The 20,402-nt window shown below is 72.9% G+C and carries 14 protein-coding genes; 3 read left to right on the plus strand and 11 right to left on the minus strand.

The features are described 5' to 3' along the window. Nucleotides 1-8 precede the first annotated feature (8 nt). From ACH5HR_RS15315 to ACH5HR_RS15340, 6 genes are all read right to left on the minus strand, one after another. Complete coding sequence (locus ACH5HR_RS15315) at nucleotides 9-983, minus strand: AAA family ATPase (RefSeq protein ID WP_416478666.1); 975 nt, start codon at nucleotides 981-983, stop codon at nucleotides 9-11. Between the two features lie 55 nt (nucleotides 984-1,038). After that, nucleotides 1,039-7,077, minus strand: coding sequence for an Ig-like domain-containing protein (locus ACH5HR_RS15320; RefSeq protein ID WP_416478667.1), 6,039 nt, complete (start codon nucleotides 7,075-7,077; stop codon nucleotides 1,039-1,041). A 161-nt stretch (nucleotides 7,078-7,238) separates the two neighbouring features. Further along, nucleotides 7,239-8,279 (minus strand): NAD(P)/FAD-dependent oxidoreductase, encoded by a 1,041-nt coding sequence (locus ACH5HR_RS15325; protein ID WP_416478669.1) that lies wholly within the window; start codon nucleotides 8,277-8,279, stop codon nucleotides 7,239-7,241. After that, nucleotides 8,276-8,821 (minus strand): isoprenylcysteine carboxyl methyltransferase family protein, encoded by a 546-nt coding sequence (locus ACH5HR_RS15330; protein ID WP_416478671.1) that lies wholly within the window; start codon nucleotides 8,819-8,821, stop codon nucleotides 8,276-8,278. The genes ACH5HR_RS15325 and ACH5HR_RS15330 overlap by 4 nt, the downstream gene beginning before the upstream one ends. Then, nucleotides 8,812-9,891, minus strand: a complete 1,080-nt coding sequence (locus ACH5HR_RS15335; protein ID WP_416478672.1) for a type III polyketide synthase — start codon at nucleotides 9,889-9,891, stop codon at nucleotides 8,812-8,814. Before ACH5HR_RS15335 ends, ACH5HR_RS15330 begins: the two co-directional genes overlap by 10 nt. A 50-nt stretch (nucleotides 9,892-9,941) precedes the next feature. Continuing rightward, entirely contained in the window at nucleotides 9,942-10,322 is a 381-nt protein-coding gene (locus ACH5HR_RS15340) for a cupin domain-containing protein (RefSeq protein WP_416478674.1), read from the minus strand. Nucleotides 10,323-10,376: 54 nt separating this feature from the next. Here ACH5HR_RS15340 and ACH5HR_RS15345 point away from each other — a divergent pair, with 54 nt between their 5' ends. Next, a complete protein-coding gene (locus ACH5HR_RS15345; RefSeq protein WP_416478675.1) occupies nucleotides 10,377-11,222 on the plus strand; it encodes a UbiA family prenyltransferase in 846 nt (281 codons plus the stop codon). 15 nt (nucleotides 11,223-11,237) lie between these two features. On the opposite strand, the gene ACH5HR_RS15350 is transcribed toward ACH5HR_RS15345, so the two are convergent. Both ACH5HR_RS15350 and ACH5HR_RS15355 read right to left on the minus strand, forming a co-directional pair. Then, nucleotides 11,238-11,786: a hypothetical protein gene (locus ACH5HR_RS15350; protein WP_416478677.1), complete on the minus strand. Its 549-nt coding sequence runs from the start codon at nucleotides 11,784-11,786 to the stop codon at nucleotides 11,238-11,240. Continuing rightward, on the minus strand, nucleotides 11,783-13,390 hold the full coding sequence (locus ACH5HR_RS15355) for an OmpA family protein (protein ID WP_416478678.1): 1,608 nt from the start codon (nucleotides 13,388-13,390) through the stop codon (nucleotides 11,783-11,785). The genes ACH5HR_RS15350 and ACH5HR_RS15355 overlap by 4 nt, the downstream gene beginning before the upstream one ends. 205 nt (nucleotides 13,391-13,595) lie before the next feature. Here ACH5HR_RS15355 and ACH5HR_RS15360 point away from each other — a divergent pair, with 205 nt between their 5' ends. Both ACH5HR_RS15360 and ACH5HR_RS15365 read left to right on the plus strand, forming a co-directional pair. After that, a complete protein-coding gene (locus ACH5HR_RS15360; protein ID WP_416478679.1) occupies nucleotides 13,596-14,174 on the plus strand; it encodes a prepilin peptidase in 579 nt (192 codons plus the stop codon). Nucleotides 14,175-14,366: 192 nt separating this feature from the next. Then, complete coding sequence (locus ACH5HR_RS15365; RefSeq protein WP_416478680.1) at nucleotides 14,367-15,863, plus strand: S1 family peptidase; 1,497 nt, start codon at nucleotides 14,367-14,369, stop codon at nucleotides 15,861-15,863. 93 nt (nucleotides 15,864-15,956) lie between these two features. On the opposite strand, the gene ACH5HR_RS15370 is transcribed toward ACH5HR_RS15365, so the two are convergent. Genes ACH5HR_RS15370 through ACH5HR_RS15380 form a run of 3 tightly spaced genes read right to left on the minus strand, consistent with a single transcriptional unit; the run spans nucleotide 15,957 to nucleotide 20,388 of the window. Beyond that, nucleotides 15,957-17,000, minus strand: a complete 1,044-nt coding sequence (locus ACH5HR_RS15370; protein WP_402372639.1) for a polyprenyl synthetase family protein — start codon at nucleotides 16,998-17,000, stop codon at nucleotides 15,957-15,959. A 44-nt stretch (nucleotides 17,001-17,044) separates the two neighbouring features. Further along, nucleotides 17,045-18,781 (minus strand): NADH-quinone oxidoreductase subunit NuoN, encoded by a 1,737-nt coding sequence (gene nuoN / locus ACH5HR_RS15375; protein WP_416478681.1) that lies wholly within the window; start codon nucleotides 18,779-18,781, stop codon nucleotides 17,045-17,047. Next, nucleotides 18,778-20,388, minus strand: coding sequence for an NADH-quinone oxidoreductase subunit M (locus ACH5HR_RS15380; protein WP_416478707.1), 1,611 nt, complete (start codon nucleotides 20,386-20,388; stop codon nucleotides 18,778-18,780). The genes nuoN and ACH5HR_RS15380 overlap by 4 nt, the downstream gene beginning before the upstream one ends. Nucleotides 20,389-20,402: the final 14 nt, after the last annotated feature.

The raw sequence follows: 20,402 nt of genomic DNA on the forward strand, positions 1-20,402 counted from the left end.
GCCTGCCGTCAGGCGGTCCGGCGCTCCTGCGGGGCGGCGACGTCGGCCAGCAGGCGGGTGACGACGGACTCCGCCGTGGCGCCGGCGAACTCGGCCTCGGGGTCGAGGACCATCCGGTGGCCCCACACCGGCCGCAGCAGCTCCTTGATGTCGTCGGGCAGCACGTAGTTGCGCCCGTGGGCGGACGCCCACACCTTGGCGCAGCGCACGAGGGCGAGCGCACCGCGCACGGAGACGCCCACGTGCACGTCCGCGGCCTCGCGGGACTCCTCGGCGAGCCGCGAGACGTACTCCAGCACCGCGGGATCGACGTGGGCGGACGCGGCGAGCGCGCTCATGTCCACGACGGCCTGACCGGTGATCACCGGCTGCAGCGCAGCGCTGCGGTCACGCACCGAGGAGCCCGCGAGGATCTCGACGGTGGATGTGAGGTCCGGGTAGCCGATCGACGTCTTCATGAGGAACCGGTCGAGCTGTGCCTCGGGCAGCCGGTAGGTGCCCGCCTGCTCGATCGGGTTCTGCGTGGCGATCACCATGAACGGCGAGCCGACGTCGTGCCCGACGCCGTCGACGGTGACCTGTCCCTCCTCCATCACCTCGAGCAGCGCCGACTGGGTCTTGGGCGAGGCGCGGTTGATCTCGTCGGCCAGCACGATGTTGGCGAAGATCGGTCCGCGGTGGAAGTCGAAGGTGCCCGACTTCTGGTCGTAGATCGTCACGCCCGTGACGTCGGAGGGCAGCAGGTCGGGCGTGAACTGGATGCGGTGGTTGGTGCCCTGGACGCTCGCCGCCATGGCGCGCGCCAGCATCGTCTTGCCGGTGCCCGGGGCGTCCTCCAGCAGCAGGTGGCCGTCGGCCAGCATGCAGGTCAGCGCCAGGCGGATCTGGTCGTCCTTGCCGAGGACGGCCTGCCCGACGTTGGCGACGATGCGGTCGAACGTCTGGGCGAACCAGGCAGCCTGCTCGGGGGTCATGGTGCTCATCGGGTTTCCTGTTCTCTCGGCAGCACGGCTGCGGCCGTCGTCGTCGGCACGGCGTCTACCAGGTGATCCGGTTGCTCGAGCCCCACGGTGTGGTGACCCACACCTGGTTGCCCGGGCGGCCGTAGTAGCAGTAGAGGTCACGCGGCCCGGCGTCGCCCGAGCCGTTGGTCCGCGTCCGCTCCATCGGGGAGTGCCAGGACGAGCCGGCCGTCGAGAACTGCCCGGTCGAGGCCATGCACTTGTAGGTGAACGTCGTGTTCGGGTCGGCGTTGCGGATCGTCAGATTGATGTACCGGCACGACGAGTGGGTGCAGTCACCGTAGGGGTCGTCGCCGTACTCGCGCGCACCCTTGCTGATGGTGACCGTCGGTTGAGGCTTCGGGTCGGACTTCGCGCTGGCGCACTTCCTGGCCGACTGCCCCTCCCTGTCGGTGGCGGTGACGCAGATCTGCTTCGTGTCGGAGTATCCGGCGTTCACCGTCTTGCTGCCGTTCTTCGCGGTGCTGCTGAAGGCACCGCTGACCTGCACCGAGACGCCGCGGCCGTTGGTCGAGGTCGACCAGCTGAACGACACCTTCTGGTCACCGCCGCTCGCGGAGACGCTCGGCGTCGGCACCGGGCCGAAGGGCTTGACCGCGTTGGACCAGTCCGTCCAGGCTGAGCATCCCGCGGCGTTGCACGCCCTGACCCGGAACCGGTAGGAGCTGCCGTTCGTCAGGCCGCCGTACCGCAGGGAGGTCGCGGTGGTCTGGCGGGAGCCGCCGCCCTCGGCCGCCACCGTGTAGGTCAGCGCGTTGCCGTTGGCGTCCGCCGCCCCCCACGACACGTCGGCCTTGCCGCTCATGCCCGTGCCCACGCTCGCCGACGGCTTGCCGGGCACCGTCGGGATGCCGTAGGGCGTCACGGCGTTGGACGCCGGGCTCTTGGCGCCCTTGCCGGCCTTGTTCTCGGCGGTCACGACGAACGTGTAGCTCGACTTGGTGTCCAGGCCGGTGAAGTCGTACGACGTCTTCGACGTCGTGACGGTGTCGACCACGGATCCACCCCGACGCACGTCGACGTGGTACGTCTCCACGGCGTCACCGTTCGCGAACGGCGCCTTCCAGCTCACCGCGACCCGTCCGCCGAGCTCGGTGTCCACGCGCGAGGCGCTCGGGGCCGCGGGCGCGTCCGGCGGGCCGGCCGGGATCTCGGTCGCCGAGTACTCGCCCCAGTCGGACGGGTCGGGTGCCAGGTTCACGGCCTGCACGCGCACCTTGTAGGCGGTGCCGTTGGTCAGCCCCTCCCAGACGATGCGGTTGCCCGTGACGCCGACCTTCTGCGTCTGCCCGGAGGCCGGGGCCGGCGAGATCTCCAGGTTGACCGACTCGATCGGCGAGCGGTCGGAATAGGTGGCGTTCTCCCAGGTCACCGTGAGCGACTCGTCGCCGAACTCCAGGTTCGGGGCGGCCGGCGGGTCCGGCTTCTCGTCCGGCCGCGCCTCGGCGGAGGATGGCGACGGGTCGGAGTCACCGACCTCGTTGGTCGCCACCACCTGGAACGTGTACGTCACGTTGTTGGTCAGACCGTCGAGCGTGCAGGTGGTCGTCGCACACTGGAACTCGTCACCCTGGTCCGAGCGGACGGTGTAGCCCGTGATCTCGGCGCCGTTGTTCAACGGCGGCGTCCACGACAGCACGACCGTCTCGGAGCGCACCTCCTCCACGGAGGGCGTCGCCGGGGCCTCGGGCACACCGAGGACGTTGACGGTGATCCTGCCCTCGACCTCGCGGTCGGGGTCCTCCGTGGCGTCCTGCACGCGGTAGCGCACCACCATGGTCCCGACGAAGCTCTCCTTCGGCACCACGACCACCTGGTCGCCGTCGACGGTCGCCCCGCCCTCGCCGGTCTCGACGGTCGGCTGCCCGACGAGCTCGAGCGGCCCCCGCTCCGCGAACGGGTTGGAGTCGTTCGCGAGCACCGGGACGGACACCGGCTCACCCTGGTGCGCGCCGTCCACCGTGTCCGGGTTGGCCTTGGCCAACGGGCGCGTGGAGGCGACGACGTCGACGTTCAGCGACCCGTCGACCGACGGGTTGTTGCCGTCCGACACCGTGAACGGGATGGTGACCGACGAGCCCTTGGGCACGTCCGGGTCGGCCTGCAGGGTCACGACACCGTCGGCGAGCACCGCACTGACGCCGGCAGGTGTGCTCCCGAGGCTGAAGGTCAGGGGGTCGTCGTCCGGGTCGCTGGCGTAGCGACCCAGATCGACGTTGCTCTCCTCGCCGGCGGCCACCTGGCCGGCCGGCGCGCCCGGCTCCGGCGGGAGGTTCTCGGGCGGCAGCACCTTGATCGGCACCTGGACCAGCGCCGTGTGGTCCTCGGGATCGCCCTCCAGCCCGTCGGTGACCTGGGCGCTCACCGACGCCGGCCCCACGTAGTCCTCGTCCGAGGTGTACGTCAGGTGCTGCGCGTCCTCGATCTCCACGCTGCCCGCCACGGCGCTCACGCTGTCCGGGTCGGCGATCTCCGGTGTGCCTCCCGCGGCGACCACCACGGTATCGGTGAGGTCGACGTCGAGCGGCTCGCCCGACATCACCTCGAGCGGCACGAAGTCGGGCTTGAGCCGCGGGTGCGTGCCGCCTGCGAGGTCGCCCGCGGGCGGCACCTGCAGGAACGCGCGGGCCTCCAGACCGTCCTGGTCCGTCACCGTGTAGGTGAGCAGCTGCCGCTCGGCTCCGAGCCGCACGTCCACGACGCCGTCCTCGTCGACCGTCGCGGTCGACGCGTCGAGCGTCACGGTCAGCTCGCTCGCCGCACCGTCGGGGTCCTCGTCGTTCTCGAGGACGGGCACCTGCACGCTGGTCTGGTCGGCCGACAACTCGGAGGGCAGCACGACGTCGTCGCGGGCGATCGGTGCGAGCAGCGGGGCGTCCTCGGTCACCTCGATCGTCACCGAGCCCATCGCGCGGGCGCCCCAGGTGTCCTCCACGGCGTAGTAGAAGCTGACGGTGCCCTCCTTGCCCGGGGTCCGCAGCACGATGCGGTCCTGCTCGACCTCGGGGTCGAGGGGGTCCTCGGCCTCGATCGCACCGGGCACGAGCCCGATCTGGTCGCCGTCGGGGTCGGAGTCGTTGCGCAGGGCGGGCACCGCGACCCGTCGGTCGGGTCGCACGGTCATGACGTCGTCGGCCGCGACCGGCGGGTGGTTCTTGACGCCCGGCGGCGAGATCCCGACACGGACGGTCCCCACCGCGGTCTCGCCGCGCGAGTCCTGCACCGCGTAGGTCAGGATGTCCTGGCCGCTGACGTCGTCGGTGGCCCGGAAGTCGATGTAGCGTCCGTCGACGATCTCCGCCATCCCGAGGGAAGGCGGCTGGACGATGTTGAGGAGGCGGACGGAGTCCCCGTCGGGATCGATGCCGTCCAGCGGCACCTCCACCCGGACGGTGCCGCCGGACAGCACTCTCGCCTCGGTGTCCTGCGGCACGGGCGCCGCGTTCTCCTCGCTGTCGCGGATGTGGATCGTGACCTGGGCGGAGTCCTCCTGCCCGTTCGGGTCCTGGACCCGGTAGATCGCGTACGCCGTGCCGCCCTCGGAGCCGGCGCGGAACCGCAGCTGGCCCTCCGAGGCGAAGATCTCGCCCTGGCCGGGCTCGATGGTCTGTTCCAGCTCGTCGTCGAGGGTCAGCTCGAGCCCGTCGGGGTGCGTGTCGTTCTCCAGCACCGGGATGTTGACGTAGTCGCCCGTGTGCACGGTGACCTCGTCGGGCACCGCGTGCGGCGGCTGGAGCCGGTCGGGCGCGGGGATGGGCAGGATGCGCACCTGGCCCGTCGTGGTCTCCTCGCCGTTCGAGACCGTGTACTGCAGGGTGACGGCGTCCGAGATGCGCCGCGACTCGGTCACGCGGAGCATCTGGTGCCCCAGCACGGCGACCGTGACACCGGCGTCCTCCGGTACGTCGACCGACTGCACCACGAGGACGCGACCGGCCGGGTCGGTGTCGTTCGCGAGCACGTCCACCAGGGTGGAGCCACCGGCGGGCAGGAGCGCCGTGTCTGCCACGACGACCGGCGCGCCGCCGGCGTCGTCCGGGTCCTGCACGTCGACGCGCACCACGCCCGTGGTCGAGCCGGGGCCGTCGCTCACCTGGTAGAGCACGTCGTAGGACTTCGGCTCGTGGGCCAGGAACGTGAAGGTGCCCGCGTCGTAGTTGGGCGTGATCTCGGCGGGTGCCGCCTCGCTCACGGAGGCGAGTCGCAGCGCGTCGCCGTTCGGGTCGGTGTCGTTCTCCAGGGGCTCGATGGTCACCGGCTCGCCGGCGGGCACCACGACGTGGTCGCCCACCGCCACCGGCGGCTCCTGGGATTCGCCGAGCACGTCCACCCACAGCGTGCCCTCGACGACCTCTCCCCGACCGTCGCCGACCGTGAGGTTGACCTTCTTGCGCCCGGTGGCCGACCCGTCGTCCTGGAACTCCACGAGCCCGTCCGGGTAGGCGCGCACCTCGTCGCCCTTGACCGTCGACGACGCCGTGGCGAGGTAGACGTCGTCGCCGTCGGGGTCGCGGAAGAACGGCAGCACGCGGATCTCCGCCGTCCCGCCCTGCTGCACGCGCAGGACCGGCTCGCCGGTCTGCTCCGGTGCCGCGTTGTCCTCGTCGGGCACCACCCGCACCCGCACGGTCGCCGTGTCGGTACCCCCGCGACCGTCGCTGACCTCGTACTCGAAGGAGACCCGTCCGGATGCGTCCTCGGGCACGACGGCCTGCAGCGCCTTGCCCCCGAGCACCTCCTGGATCTCCAGCTCGTCCGGTTGGTCGCCCTGCAGGGCGGCGGTGATGACGTCGCCGTCGGGGTCGAGGTCGTTGGCCAGCACGTCCAGCACCGTCGCGCGGCCCGGCCGCACGCCGAACGAGTCGTCGTTCGCCTCCGGCGGGTCCTGACGCTCGCGGTCGACGATCGTCGTGTCCACCAGCTCGGGGGTGTCGTCATCGGCGTTCACGTCCTCGCCGTCGCCCTCGTCGGGGCGCTGGACGTCCCAGTCGTCGACCTTCTCGTACTCCTGGAGGGCCATCCAGACCGTGCCCGCCGACAGGTCGTTCAGCACGACGTTGTTCCGGTTGACGCGGTACTCGAGCTGCGTCTGCGGGTCGATGCCCTCCAGCACCCGGTCGAGGTCCCGGTCGGTGCCCGGGCAGTCGCGCACGATCTGTCCGCTGGCCGACCACGCCCCGAACAGGCATCCGTCGAGCTGGACGGGCGCGGCCGGCACGCCGGAACCGCGCCGCTCGATCGCCGGTCCGCCGTCCAGCGGCTGCTGCACCAGGCCGGTCGACGTCGCGTAGGCCACGGTGTCGGTCGCCGCTCCGGGCTGCTGCAGCCGTGCACCCTGCGCGTCCGCCACCGTGACGGCGTCGCCACCGGGGAGGAACAGGCGGCCGGACGTCCGGTCGAGGACGACGACGTCGTCGCCCACCGCCGTCAGGAGGACGTCGCTCGACTCCCCGGCCAGCTCCAGCTCGGTGCTGGTGGGGTCCTCGCCGGGCGTCAGCGTCCACAGCAGTCCGGTGGCCGGCACGGCGGCGTGCACGGTGCCGTCCTGCGCGACCACCACCTCGGCGGGCCCGCCGAGGTCCAGCGTGGGGTCGGCGTCCTCCAGGTCCAGCGTCGCGAGGCGGTCGAACGCGGTGACCCACAGCTCGCCCGACTCGCCGTCGGTGACCGCCACCCGGCCACCACCCGCGGTGACCTCCGCAGTGGGGCGGACGGCGGTGGTGGAGTGGTACTTCAGGCGGGCGACGTCGACGATGCTCGCCGCGCTGTTGCCCTCGTCCGGGACGAGGACCTCGCTCGCCTGCTGCTCGACGTCGAAGTCCGCGCTGCCCGCGAGGAGCGTGCCGTCGATCGCCTGGGCCTCGGTGTTGAACCGGCCGACCAGGCCGGCGGACTGCTTGGTCACCCACACGCCGGAGTCGTCGAGGTCGACGTCGGCGGTCGCCTCGCCGTCGTAGAGGAAGGCCGCGGCCGCCACGCCCCCGGACAGCACGACGACCGCTGCCGTCGAGATGCTCGTCCGTCGGTCGCCGCGCAGGCGCGTGAGCAGGCTCAAGTTTCCCCCAGATTGGTGACGACCGGGCGGAGATCTTGGACAGGCCTCCGGCACCCTGTGAGCATCGCCTGCACAGGATAGCCAGGACGCCCCGCACGGGGGCAAGGTTTCTCGCGATGCGGCGATGGGTAGTTGTCCCCATCCCTGGGCAGGTCGGGCGCCTACCGCGCCAGCCGCTCGACGACCGCCCCGTAGGCCCTCGGCAGGCGGGCCGCCGTCGGCACCACCGCGCGGCGCAGCGGCGACTGCGCCGTGCGCACCAGCCCGGCCGTCAGCACCCGGTAGTCCCGCGTGACCCGTCGCCACGCCCGTTCGTACGCGGCGGCGTCGTCCAGGTGCGCGACGGCGGCCCGCGCCTGGGCGAACCCGACCCGCAGCCCCTCGCCCGTCAGGGCGTCCACGTACCCCGACGCGTCCCCGACCAGCCGCACGCGGCCGGCCGTGCGCGCCGACGTGCGCACCCGCAGCGGGCCCGCGCCCCGCACCGGCCCGTCCGGCACCGCGCGCACCAGTCGCCCGAGGAGCTCGGGGATCGACTCCAACCCCGCGTCGAAGCCCGCCCCCGGCGGGCCGAGCAGGGCGACACCCACCAGCCCGTCCGCGACCGGTGTGACGTAGGCCTCCGCACGCGGCCCCCAGTGGACCTCCACCAGGTCCGACCACGGCGCCACCCGGTAGTGCCGGCGCAGCCCGAACCGCCGACCCGCACCGACCCGGCCGGGACCACCCTCCGCGGCCCGCTCCAGGCCGACCTCCCGGCGCACCCGCGAGTGCAGCCCGTCGCAGGCCAGCAGCCAGCGGGCCCGCACGCCGCACGCCGTGACGCCGTCGTCGTCCTGAGCCACCGACGTGACCCGGCCCGGCACGACCACCACGCCGGCCGCGAGCGCCGCCTCGTGCAGCGCGGCGTGCAGGGCGGTCCTGCGGACTCCGCGGCCGGGCCCCGCACGGAAGCGGTGGTCGGCCACGCGCCCGTCCTGCCGGTAGGAGATCCCCCGGATCTCCCGACCCGGCGGGTCGGCCCCCAGCCGCCGCGTCGCCGCGAGCGTGCCGGGCATCAGCCCCTCGCCGCACACCTTGTCCACCGGAGCGGCCCGCGGCTCCAGGACGACGACGTCGAGCCCGGCGCGGCGGGCCTCGATCGCGGCGGCGAGGCCGACCGGCCCGCCCCCTGCGACCAGGACGCCGGTATCGGTTCTCACCGCCGGCCGGGGTCCTGCGCCGGTTCCACCGCGGCTTCGAACGCCCGCTCCTCGGCCGGGATCCGGAACCCGAGGAGCAGCCAGGCGTTCAGCACCGTGAAGCCGACGGCGGTGATCCAGGCCGAGTGCACCAGCGGCAGGGCGATGCCCTCGAGCACCACCGCCACGTAGTTGGGGTGCGGGATCCACCGGTAGGGACCACGGCGCACCAGGTCGAGCCCGGGGACCACGATGACCCGGGTGTTCCACTGCGGACCGAGGGTGCCGATGCACCACCAGCGCAGACCCTGGCTCGCCAAGACGAGGACGAGCATCGGCCAGCCCAGCCACGGCAGGAACGGCCGGTCCAGCGCGACGACCTCGACGACGCACGCCACCAGCAGCCCCGTGTGCAGCACGACCATGGGCCCGAAGTGCCCGCGCCCCGACTCGACCCCGCCGCGCGCGAACGACCAGCGGGCGTGCCGGGCCGACACGACGAGCTCGGCGAGGCGTTCCAGCCCCGTCGCCAGCACCAGGGCCGCGTACAGCATCACGCCCATCCCGCCTCCCGACCGCTCAGGAGCACCAGCTCCGCGGCGACCCCCGGCCCGAAGGCCATCAGGACCGCCCACTCCCCCGGCCGTGGTGCGCCGTCGTCCAGCGTCGCGGCGAGGACGTGCAGCACGGACGACGACGACAGGTTCCCCTCGGCCGCGAGCGTCGCGCGGGTGCGCGCGACGGCGCTCTCCGGCAGCGCGAGAGCGTCCCGCACCGCGTCCACCACCTTCGGGCCACCGGCGTGCACGATCCACGTGCCGACGTCGTCCACCGTGAGGTCGTGCGGCGCAAGCAGATCCTTGACGTCCCCGGCCAGGTGGGCGCGCAGGAGCTCCGGGAGCTCCGGTGACAGCACGATGCCGAACCCCGAGTCGCGCACGTCCCAGCCGAGGGCGTCCGCCGTGCCGGGATACAGGTGGCTGCGGCTGCCCATCACCTGCGCCGCCGGTCCTGTCCCGCGGCGCACGGCGTCCCCGCCGACGACGACCGCCGTCGCGCCGTCCCCGAAGAGGCCGGAGGAGACGAGGTTGGCCGTCGAGGTGTCGTCGCGCTGGAAGGTGAGCGAGCACAGCTCGACCGAGACCAGCAGGGCGACCTGGCGCGGGTGCCCGGCCAGGTACTCGTGCAGGTGAGCCAGGCCCGCCGCCCCGCCGGCGCACCCCAGGCCGAAGGACGGCACCCGCCGGACGTCGGGGCGCAGCCCCAGCCGGTGCACCAGGGCCGCGTCGATCGACGGCGCGCCCAGTCCTGTCACGGACGTGAAGAACACCAGGTCGACCTCGTCCGGCTCGACCCCCGCGCCCGCGAGCGCCTCCCGGCCCGCCCGTTCGGCCAGGTCCGTCCCGACCCGCACGAAGTGGGCGTTGGCGTCGCCGAACGACGTCAGGCCCGCGTACTCGTCGATGGGGAGCGCCAGGTGGCGCGTGTCCACGCCGGAGGCGGCGTGGACCCGGTGCGCGAGCCTGCGGCGTGCGCCCTCCGGAGCGAGCAGCGGCACGATCGCCTCCGAGATCTGCTGCTGCGGGTAGACGTCCGGGGGCAGCGCGGGGGCGACGGCCAGCACACGGGACATGCTGGCATCGTGGCACCTCACCGGCCTCGACGCGCGGGGGACGGTGCGGGTCAGAGGCGGACGGCTCCGGCCGCGAGCGCGGTGAGCAGGATCGAGGAGTCCTCGAGAGCCTCCAGGCGGTGCCGTACCGGCGGGATGACGACGAAGTCGCCGACGGTCCCCTCCCACGACTCCTCCCCGGCGACCAGCCGCACCCGCCCCCGGAGCACCTGCAGGGTGGCCTCGTCGGGCGCGTCGTGCTCGCTCATCTCGCGACCGGCGGTCAGGACGGCCACCACCTGACGCAGCGCGTGGTCGTGGCCGCCGCGGATGGTGCGGGCACCGCGACCGTTGGTCTGGCGAGCCTTCGCCATGAGCTCGTCGGTCAGTGCGGGCAGGGACAGCGATTCCACGGCGGGCTCCGGTCGGTCGACGTCGAGGGACGCCCTCATGCTGCCACCTGGCTCCCGGTCGTGCCGAGAGCCGGGCGGCACTAGGTTCACGACATGTCCGACGTCGGGAACCTGGTTCGCAGCATGGTGGCGGCCACGCACCCGGTCCCGGCCGCGGTGGTCACCCTGTTCGCGCTGGCGCTGGCGCTGCCCGTGGCACCGACCATCGGCCGGGCGCTGCTGGTCACCGCGGCCGTCGGGGCCGGTCAGCTCTCGATCGGCTGGAGCAACGACTGGCTCGACGCCGCCCGGGACCGCCAGGTGGGCCGCACCGACAAGCCGACCGTGCGCGGGTCGGTCACACCCGCCACCCTGCGCACCGGCGCGTTCGTCGCCGCGGCGGTGAGCGCGGTGCTGGGTCTGGCCGCCGGGCCGGTCGCGGGCGTGGCGAACGTCGGCGTGGTCGCCGGTGGCTGGGCCTACAACCTCGGGCTCAAGCGGACGGCGTGGTCGTGGTTGCCCTACGCCGTCGCGTTCGGCCTGCTGCCCGCGTTCGTCGTGGCGGCGGCCGGCGGTGGCCGCGTCGTGGCCGGGTGGGCCGTGCTGGCGGGCGCGCTGCTCGGCGTCGGGGCGCACGTGGCCAACGTGCTGCCCGACCTCGACGACGACCGAGCCACCGGGGTCCGCGGGCTGCCGCACCGGCTCGGGCGACGTGGCGCCGGCGTCGTCGCCCCGGTCGTGCTGGGTGCGGGCAGCGTCGTGACGCTGATCGGGCCGCCGGGTGCTCCTGCGCTCCCTGCCCTCCTGCTCACGGCGGGCGCGTGCCTGCTCGCCGTCGCGGCGGGCGCCGTCGGGCTCGTCCGGCCGCACAGCCGGGCGCCGTTCCTGCTCAGCATGGCCGTCGCCGCCGTGTGCGTCACCGAGGTGGTGCTCGCCGCGGACGCGGTCGGCGCCGGCTGACGCGGGGTCGGGCCTCTAGCTCTCCCGTGAGAGCCGGCGGGCGAGCAGGCCGAGCCCGAGCACGACGAGCCCGGAGACGACGAAGAACGCCCCACCGCCCGCGCCCGAGGACGAACCGTCGACGTCCGCGACGCCGATCGACTCCACCCCGGCACCGTCGCAGGTCACGGCGCCCAGCATCGGGTCGAGAGTCGTCAGTCGGACCCAGCTGGCACCCCCGGGCTCCTGCCGGACCGCCGAGCCCGCAGCCTCTGGCGCCCCGTCGACGGCGACCTGCCCGTCGTCGGTGGTGCACCTGACCGAGCCGACGTCCACGCTTCCCGGCTGCGCCCACAGCACCTGCGCCTCGTCGAGACCGAATACCTGCAAGGGCTCGCCGGCCGCGACCGTCTCGGCCGGAGCGAACGGGCGCTCGGTGTCGGCCTGCGAGGACCACGGACCGACGTCCGCCCACAGAAGGACACCGACAAGCACGACCAGAGGTGCTGCGATCAACGCGATCCGCGAGAAGAGCCTCAGGGAGGCACGGATCCAACCGGTCTCCACGCGCTGGGCCCCCCTCATCGCACCGGGATGTCGGTCAGGCGGAACGGCTCGGCCCCGAGGTTGTGGTTGAGCTGGACCGTGATCGTCTCGGCGTCCTCGAAGCCGGGGTACACCGCGGTGAACGTGACCGTCTCTCCCCCGTCGACCTGGCGCAGGGTGTCGAGCTCGCCCAAGGGGTTCCACACCTCGGTGTCCCCCTCGTCCCTGATCTTGTAGTCGTACGGGTACACGGCGGACGCCCCCGAGAGCACCGTGAGACCCAGCATGTTCTTCGGCACCGTCACGTCGTCCCCGCGGTACGACCAGTAGCCGGCGAGGTTGCCGGGCCCGAATCCCGAGTCGACCTCGTCGTCCTCGGCCGTGACGTGCAGGTCCAGGACGAGCGAGTCACCCACGCGCCGGGCCTCCGGCACGGTGAAACGCCACGTGCGGATCCCGCTCTCGATCACGGCTCCCTCAGCGCCGGTGCCTGTCGGGCCGTCGTCGAACGGCGGCAGCTCGCCCTCGGCCGCGACTTCGGTGGTGGTGGTCACCTCGGAGACGAGCGTGAGGGCCACCCGCCGGTTCAGCTGCCGGTTCTGGTCCGACGTGTTCGCCACCAGCGGCTCGCTCTCCCCCTTGCCCGACGTCTCCAACGGGTACTCGGCCGGATCGAGACGCTCGGCCAGGGCCCCGGCGACCGCGTCCGCGCGCTGCTCGGAGAGCTTCTTGTTCGACGCGTCGTCACCGACGTCGTCCGTGTGCCCGACCACCGCGACCGTGCCCGGAGCGCGGTCCTCGATGCGACGAGCCGCGGCATCGATCGCCTTCTGGGCGTCGGAGCGCAGCTCGGCCGAGGAAGAGTCGAAGAGCACGTCGCCACCGAGGTTGACCGTGACCTCCTCGGTGGACTCGAGCACCTGCACCGCACCGTCCAGCTCCGCGGTGAAGGACTCCAACGGCAGGACCGGTGCCTCCGCCACCTGCGCCGGGTCCGCGGCTTGCGCCGGTTCGGCCTCCGCCTCTTCCTCCGCGGCAGCAGGCAACGTCGGTGCGGGGATCTCGCCGTCCAGCACGGGCACCTCGTCCAGATAGCCCCCGGGTAGCAGGACGCCCAGTGACGTCACCGAGGCCCCGGGAGCCGCATACACGCGTTGCACGCGCAGTCCGCCAGTGTCGAGGCTGAACAGCCGCTCCCCCGCGCCGACCGGATCGCCCTGAGCATCCAGGCCCGGGAGGTAGACCTCCTTCGCCGTCAGATCCACCAGGCGGATGCCCCCACCCTCGACCGGACCGTCTGTCACCTCACCACTGAAGAGCCTGCTGAGCGTCACGTCTTCAGTGGCATCCGTCGTCAGGTCCATCGTGAGGACCACGTGGTCGTCCGAACGGGTCAGCGGATAGACGGCCGCCTGGAGCTCCGCGCCGCCGGCGACCAGGTCCAACGTCGCGGCCGGTGACGCGGCGGCGTCGGGCTCGGAGGAGGCGGGCTCGGACTCCGTGCCGGACGACGGCGATACCGACGCGCTGGCCGCGCCGTCAGGGTGGGAAGCGGTGCACGCTGCAAGCGGGACCGCCAACCCCATCACCAGGACTACCAGCGCCACCCCGACGGCACCGCTGACCACCTGATTCCCACGCACGGGCACTCGCTCCTCCACGACGGCCGACGACGCGGCGGGGCCGTTCGCTCCCGCCGGACGCCAGTCTGCCCGTGATCCGCCGCGGGCGTCGGTTCTGTCCACAGCTTCGACGGCGCGCGCTCGCAGTGGCCGCCGCCATCGCGACCTGGCGTCCCGCCTGTGGACGGGCCACACCGAGCACGCCCCGCTCCCCTACGATCCTCGCGTGCCGACCCTCACCGAACGCGCCGCGCTCGAGACGTCGCCGTACCGGCGTCGCATCGTCGTCGGCGGCACGCTCGCCCTGGTGTGGGCGGTGTGGGCGAGCGGCCCGGGATGGTCGACGCCGGCGCTCGCCGTCGCCGCGGTCGCGGGCGTCGCGCTCGGGGTCGTCGACGGGGCGACCCACCGCCTGCCGGACGCCCTCACCTACCCGACCACCGCCGTCGTCGGCCTGCTCCTGGCGGGCGCGGCGCTCGCCGGTGACTCCTGGGACGTGGCGCTGCGCGCGCTGCTCGGGGCGCTCTCGCTGGGCGCCGGGTACCTGCTGCTGCACCTGATCAGCCCGTCGGGTCTCGGCCTCGGTGACGTCAAGCTGGCGGTGCTGCTCGGGCTGGTCGGCGCCTGGTACGGCTGGTCGGTGCTGTGGGCCGTGGCCGTGCTGCCGTTCCTGGTCGGCGGCCTGACCGCCCTGGCCCTGATCGTCACCCGGCGAGCCACCCGGCGGACCGCGATCGCGTTCGGACCCGCGATGCTCGTCGGTGCGGCGCTGGCGCTGACGGCCGCCCGGGTCGGCCCGGCCTGACCCGTTCGGCGGGCACGATCCACCCGAACCGGGCAGGCTGGTGCCCGCACCACCATCGATGCTCCGGGCTACCGTGTCCGGCCTGGATACTACCTCGGTATGACCTGAATAGTATCTGGGCAGATGCTGAACGATGAGCATACCGTGGGGTCTGCCGGGTACTCCGCCCGGCACCTGACGGAAGGAAGCTCCATGAGACGAACGACCTTCAGGACGCTCGCCACCACCACGGCGACGCTCACCTTCGTGGCCACGGCGTTCACCGCCCAGGCTGCGAGCCCGACCCCCGACGCCGACGACCCGCTCGGCGACGCGGACCTGGCGGAGAAGTACCCCGTCGAGCTGCTCGAGGCCATGCAGGACGACCTCGACGTGACCAAGGACCGTGCCGTCGAGCGCCTGGACTTCCAGGCCGACGCTTCGATCACCCTCGACGAGCTCGACGACGAGCTCGGCGACGACTTCGCGGGCCTGTGGCTCGACACCGACGACGACGTCGTCTACGCGGCCGTCACCGACGCGGGCAAGTCCTGGACGGTCCGCAAGGCCGGCGCCGAGGCCGTCACCGCCCGCTACTCCCTGGAGGACCTGGAGCAGTGGCAGTCCTCCCTCACCGCGCCCCTGACGGACGTCGACGGCGTGCCCGGCACCTACGTCGACCTCGCGGAGAACACGATCGTCGTCCAGGTGCACCGCGGTTCCCGCGGTGAGGCCCGTCAGGCGGCCCGGGTCGCCGGAGTCCCCCAGCGCGCCATCACCTTCGAGGTCACCACCGAGGAACCCCGCACCTACCAGGACGTCGTCGGCGGCAACGCCTACTACATCGGCAGCGGCTCACGCTGCTCCGTCGGCTTCGCCGTCACCACCGGGTTCGTCACGGCCGGGCACTGCGGCTCGACCGGGGCGACGACGTCCCAGCCGAGCGGCACCTTCGCCGCCTCGATCTTCCCCGGCAGCGACATGGCCCACGTCCGGACCGGCTCCGACGACAACCCCGTCGGCGCGGTCAACGACTACAACGGTGGCACCGTCGCGGTCGCCGGCTCCACCCAGGCTCCCGTCGGCTCGCAGGTGTGCCGCTCCGGTTCCACCACGGGCTGGCACTGCGGCACCATCCAGGCCTACAACGCCACCGTCACCTACCCGCAGGGCAGCGTGAACGGCCTCATCCGCACCACGGTCTGCGCCGAGCCCGGCGACTCCGGCGGCTCGCTCCTCGCGGGCGACCAGGCGCAGGGCGTCACCTCCGGCGGGTCCGGCAACTGCCGCTCCGGCGGCACGACCTACTTCCAGCCGGTCAACCCGATCCTGTCCCGCTACAACCTCACCCTCGTCACCAACGGCGGTGGCGGTGACGACGGCGGCGACCCGGGCACGTCCTGCACCGGCTCCTCCTACACGGGCAACGGCTCCCTGAACCGCGGCGGCCAGGCCGTGCACCCCGACGGGACCTACTGGAACCAGAGCGGTTCCGCGACCATCACCGCCTGCGTCGAGGGCCCCTCGAACGGCGACTTCGACGTCTACCTGCAGCGCTGGAGCGGCAGCAGCTGGTCCACCGTGGCGCAGGGCACCACGACGTCGAGCCTCGACGCGCTCACCTACTCCGCGTCGTCCGGCTACTACCGCGTCGTCGTCCACGCCTACTCGGGCTCCGGCGCGTACACGACGGGCATCACGGTGTCGTGACGTCCTGACAGGCTCCTGATCGCGCGGGACCCGCGGGTCAGGCCGGCGGGCGCGGGCGTGAGGACGACAGGTCCTCGCCCCGCGCCCGTCCTCTCAGGTGGCCCGGTCGGCCAAGGCGGTCGCCAGGTCCCCGAACGCCTGCTTCACCGGGCCCTCGGGCAGCGGCGCCAGCTCGGCCGCCGCCTCCCGCGCCCAGCGCACCGCGAGCTCGCGCGTCTCGGCGAGCACACGGTGCTCGCGCAGCTCGGCCACGACGGCGGCCAGCGCCGCGTCGTCCGACAGGTCCCCGTCGAGACGGGCCAGCAGCTCGATGTCCGACGGCGTGGCCTCGCCGCGCTCCACCCGACGGCGCAGCAGCAGCACCGGCATGGTCGGGACGTGCTCGCGCAGGTCGGTCCCCGGCGTCTTGCCGGACTCGGTGCCGGACGACGCGATGTCGAGCACGTCGTCGGCGAGCTGGAACGCCGTGCCCACCTTCTCGCCGTACCCGGTGACCGCCCCGACGATCTCGTCCGAGCAGCCACCAAACATCGCGCCGAGCCGTGCCGACGTCGCCAGCAGCGACGCCGTCTTGTCGCTGAGCACCTGCAGGTAGTGCTCGACGGCGTCGTCCCCCACGCCCGGTCCCGTCGTCTCGTGGAGCTGACCGAGGCACATCCGTTCGAACGTCTGCGACTGCAGCACCACCGCCTCCGGCCCCAGACCCGCCACGAGCGCCGAGGCGCGCGCGAACAGCAGATCGCCGACGAGGATGGCGACGGAGTTGCCCCAGATGGTGTGCACCGCCGGTGCACCACGGCGCACCGGCGCGGAGTCCATGACGTCGTCGTGGTACAGCGAGGCGACCTGGGTCAGCTCGACGACCACGGCGGCGTCGACGAGCCGCGGGTCCGCCCCGTCCCCCAGCTCGCCCGCCAGCAGGGTCAGCAGCGGCCGGAACCGCTTGCCGCCTGCGGAGACCAGGTGACGCGAGGCGTCGTCGGCCAGCGCGTCCGTCGACGCGACGGCGGCCGCCAGGGCGGTGTCCACCTGTGCCAGCCGTCCCGCGAGCCGTTCGGCCAGCTCGGGATCGTTCAGCGGGATGGCGGTCGGCAGCGCGGCTGAGGCGCCGGCCGAGGCGTCGGTAGCACGGGTCACGATCCGAACCTATCTGCCCGGACCGGGCCTCAGCGAACCGGGCGTCACGGCTGCAGAGGCCGGAACGTCGCCGCCTGCGTGGCCCAGTCGAGTGCCATCTGCGGCACCACCCCGAGCAGGACGACCCCGACCGCGCACAGGACGATCGCCACGGTCGCCGGCCCGCGCGACGTCACCACGACCACGGAGGCCCGGGCGAGCGTGGACCGCGCCGCGGCCAGCGTGGCGGTCGCCGGTGCGCCGCCGTCGGCCGAAGGCTCGCCCTCGGCCGACCTTGCGCCGTCGGCCGCCGAGCCGCCGTCGGCCGCGCCGGCGTCCTCCGCGTCCTCGGAGCGCGGCGTGAGCACCATCAGCACGATGAGCCGCACGTAGAAGAACACCGCGACCGCCGAGGCGAGCACGCCGAGCACCGCGAGCGGCCAGGCGCCCGCGGCCACCGCCGCGGAGAACACCGCGAACTTCGCCACGAAGCCCGCGGTGAGCGGGATGCCCGCCATCGACAGCAGGAACAGGGTGAACGCCGCGGCGAGCCAGGGCGAGCGACGCGCGAGCCCGGCCCACTGGGACAGGTGCGTCGCCTCCCCGAGCACCACGCCGTCGGCGTCCTGCTCGCGCACGAGCGTCACGACCGCGAAACCACCGAGGGTCGCGAGCCCGTAGGCGAGCACGTAGAACAGCACGGCCTGCGACCCGACCTCGGAGAAGCCCACGAACGCGACCGCGAGGAACCCCGCGTGCGCGATCGAGGAGTACGCGAGCATCCGCTTGACGTCCGTCTGCACGACGCCCGCGGCCGTGCCGATCAGCATCGTGAGGATCGCCACGGCCCACAGCCCGACCTCGAGGTCGCGCCGCAGCGGCTCGTCCAGACCCGCCGCCAGCGTGAAGATCACCCGCACCAGCGCACCGATCGCGGCGGCCTTGACGCACGCCGCCATGAAGCCGGTGATGGGGGTGGGTGCACCCTGGTAGACGTCCGGCGTCCACGTGTGGAACGGGGCGGCACCGATCTTGAACAGCAGGCCCACCGTGATGAGCAGCACGCCCGCGATCACCAGTCCGGGCATCAGCTCGAGCACCTGGCTCTCCGGGTGCGCCAGGACGAAGAGCGCACCCTCGATGCTGACCGTCCCCGCGAACCCGTAGACCAGCGCGATGCCGAACAGCATGATGGCGCTCGCGAACGACCCGAGCAGGAAGTACTTGAACGCCGCCTCCTGGCTGAGCAGCCGCCGACGGCGGGCCGTGGCGCACAGCACGTACAGCGGCAGCGACAGCACCTCGAGCGCGATGAACAGCACGATGAGGTTGTCCGTGGCGGGGAACAGGAGCATGCCACCGGTGGCGAAGAGCACCAGGGGGTAGATCTCCGTCTGCTGCAGCCCGGCCTCCCGCGCGGCGTCCTCGTAGGTGGTGCCGGGCACGGCAGCCGCCGTGGGCGCGAACGCGTCCTGGCCGGTGCGCGTGCGGTCGGCGATCACCAGCACGCCGAGCAGCGCCAACACCGCCACCACCGTCTGGATGCCCAGCGTGAACGGGGTGAGCAGGTACGTGCCGTCCACCACGAAGGCGTACCCCTCGGTGGTGACGCGGTCCCACAGCAGGACCACGGACGCGAGCGAGCCGACGAGGGCCGCGAGGGTCAGGACGACCTGGGTGGTGCGGCGCGCCCGGTCGGGCACGAAGGCCTCGATCAGGACGCCGACCACGCCGGCGGCCAGCACCACCAGGACGGGCATCAGGACGCCCCACTCGATGACGGGTGCCTCGAACGCGTTCACTGCTCGCTCCCCTCGAGAGCCCCGAGGACGGGCTCCGGATCGGTCTCACCCACGTGCTCGACGGAGACGCCCGCGGGTTCGCGCACGTAGTCCAGCGCCGGCCCGGGCATCAGCCCGAGCACCACCAGCGCGGCCACCAGCACGCCGGCGACCGTCTTCTCCCGGACGTCCAGGTCCTTCGCGCCGACGACGTCGGCACCCACCTCGCCGGTGAACATGCGCTGGTAGGTCAGCAGCACGTAGACGGCGGCGAGCACGACGGCGGGGATCGCGACCAGCACCGGCGCGGGCCACCGGGCGAACGCGCCGAGGAAGACCATGATCTCCGAGACGAACGTGGCCAGACCCGGCAGCGCGAGCGCCGAGAGGCCCGCGACCAGGAACGTCCCGCCCAGCACCGGCGCGACCTTGCGCAGACCGCCGTAGTCGGCGATCTGCTGGCTGCGGCGCGGGTGCCGGGCGATCACGAACCCGGCGAGCAGGAACAGCGCCCCCGTCGAGATCCCGTGGTTGAGCATCATGAAGCTCGCACCCGAGATCCCCAGGGACGTGAAGGTGAAGATGCCCAGGATGATGAACCCGAAGTGCGACACCGACGTGTAGCCGATGAGTCGCAGCAGGTCGGTCTGGCCGATCGCGAGGATCGCGCCGTACAGGATCGAGATCACCGCGAGCACGATGATCGCGGGAGCCGCCCACCGGCTCGCCTGCGGGAACAGCGGCAGGCACAGGGTCAGCATCCCGAACGTGCCCACCTTGTCCAGGACGCAGATGAGCAGCGTGGAGGTGCCCGGCGTCGAGTTCTGGGTCACGTCCGGCAGCCAGGTGTGCACCGGGAACATCGGCGCCTTGATCGCGAACGCCAGGAAGAAGGCGCAGAACATCAGCCGCTCGACCGTCGGGTCGAGCTCCAGGCCGGTCATGCTCGCCGTCAGGAACGCGTCCTCGGGGCGCAGCCCGGTAGCCGGGTCCACCGGTACCTGCAGGTACAGCGCGACGACGGCGACCAGCATCACGAGCCCGCCCGCGAGCGAGAACAGCAGGAACTTCACCGCCGCGTACCGGCGCTGCGCGCCCTGCCCGAAGCCTCCGATCAGGAAGTACGCCGGGATCAGCATGGCCTCGAAGACCACGTAGAACAGGAACACGTCGCGCGCCGTGAACACGACCACCATGAAGGACAGCAGCACCAGCACGGTGGCGAGATAGCGCCGCAGCCGGACGTGGTCACCGCCCTGCTCGTGCCAGGCGGCGAGGATCACCAGCGGCACGAGGCCCACGCTCAGCGCGACCAGCAGCAACGAGACCCCGTCGACGCCGACGGCGTAGCTCGCTCCGAGTGCCGGGATCCACGCGTACGTCTCGGTCAGCTGGTGGGTGCCCGCCGCCGACGTGTCGAACGCCAGGAAGGCGCCGACCAGCAGGGCGACCTCCACCAGCGAGCCGACGAGAGCCACCGTGCGGGCCGTGCCGGCGCGGAACGCGCCGCCCCCGCTCGCCGCGCCCGAGGCGGGGCGCCCGCGCCCCGCACCGGTCAGCACCGTCGCCGCGGCCGCGACCAGCGGCCACACCACGAGAGCAGTCACCCAGGGAAAGCCGGACATCATCATCCCTTCCACGC

The organism is Isoptericola maris (assembly GCF_048065335.1).
GTDB lineage: Bacteria > Actinomycetota > Actinomycetes > Actinomycetales > Cellulomonadaceae > Isoptericola > Isoptericola rhizosphaerae.

Coding starts and splice junctions, on each gene's coding strand:
- ACH5HR_RS15365 (WP_416478680.1), top strand. CDS start 14,367: ATGAGACGAACGACCTTCAGGACGCTCGCCACCACCACGGCGACGCTC.
- ACH5HR_RS15340 (WP_416478674.1), bottom strand. CDS start 10,322: ATGAGGGCGTCCCTCGACGTCGACCGACCGGAGCCCGCCGTGGAATCG.
- ACH5HR_RS15315 (WP_416478666.1), bottom strand. CDS start 983: ATGAGCACCATGACCCCCGAGCAGGCTGCCTGGTTCGCCCAGACGTTC.
- ACH5HR_RS15345 (WP_416478675.1), top strand. CDS start 10,377: ATGTCCGACGTCGGGAACCTGGTTCGCAGCATGGTGGCGGCCACGCAC.
- ACH5HR_RS15330 (WP_416478671.1), bottom strand. CDS start 8,821: ATGGGCGTGATGCTGTACGCGGCCCTGGTGCTGGCGACGGGGCTGGAA.
- ACH5HR_RS15335 (WP_416478672.1), bottom strand. CDS start 9,891: ATGTCCCGTGTGCTGGCCGTCGCCCCCGCGCTGCCCCCGGACGTCTAC.
- ACH5HR_RS15350 (WP_416478677.1), bottom strand. CDS start 11,786: ATGAGGGGGGCCCAGCGCGTGGAGACCGGTTGGATCCGTGCCTCCCTG.
- ACH5HR_RS15380 (WP_416478707.1), bottom strand. CDS start 20,388: ATGATGTCCGGCTTTCCCTGGGTGACTGCTCTCGTGGTGTGGCCGCTG.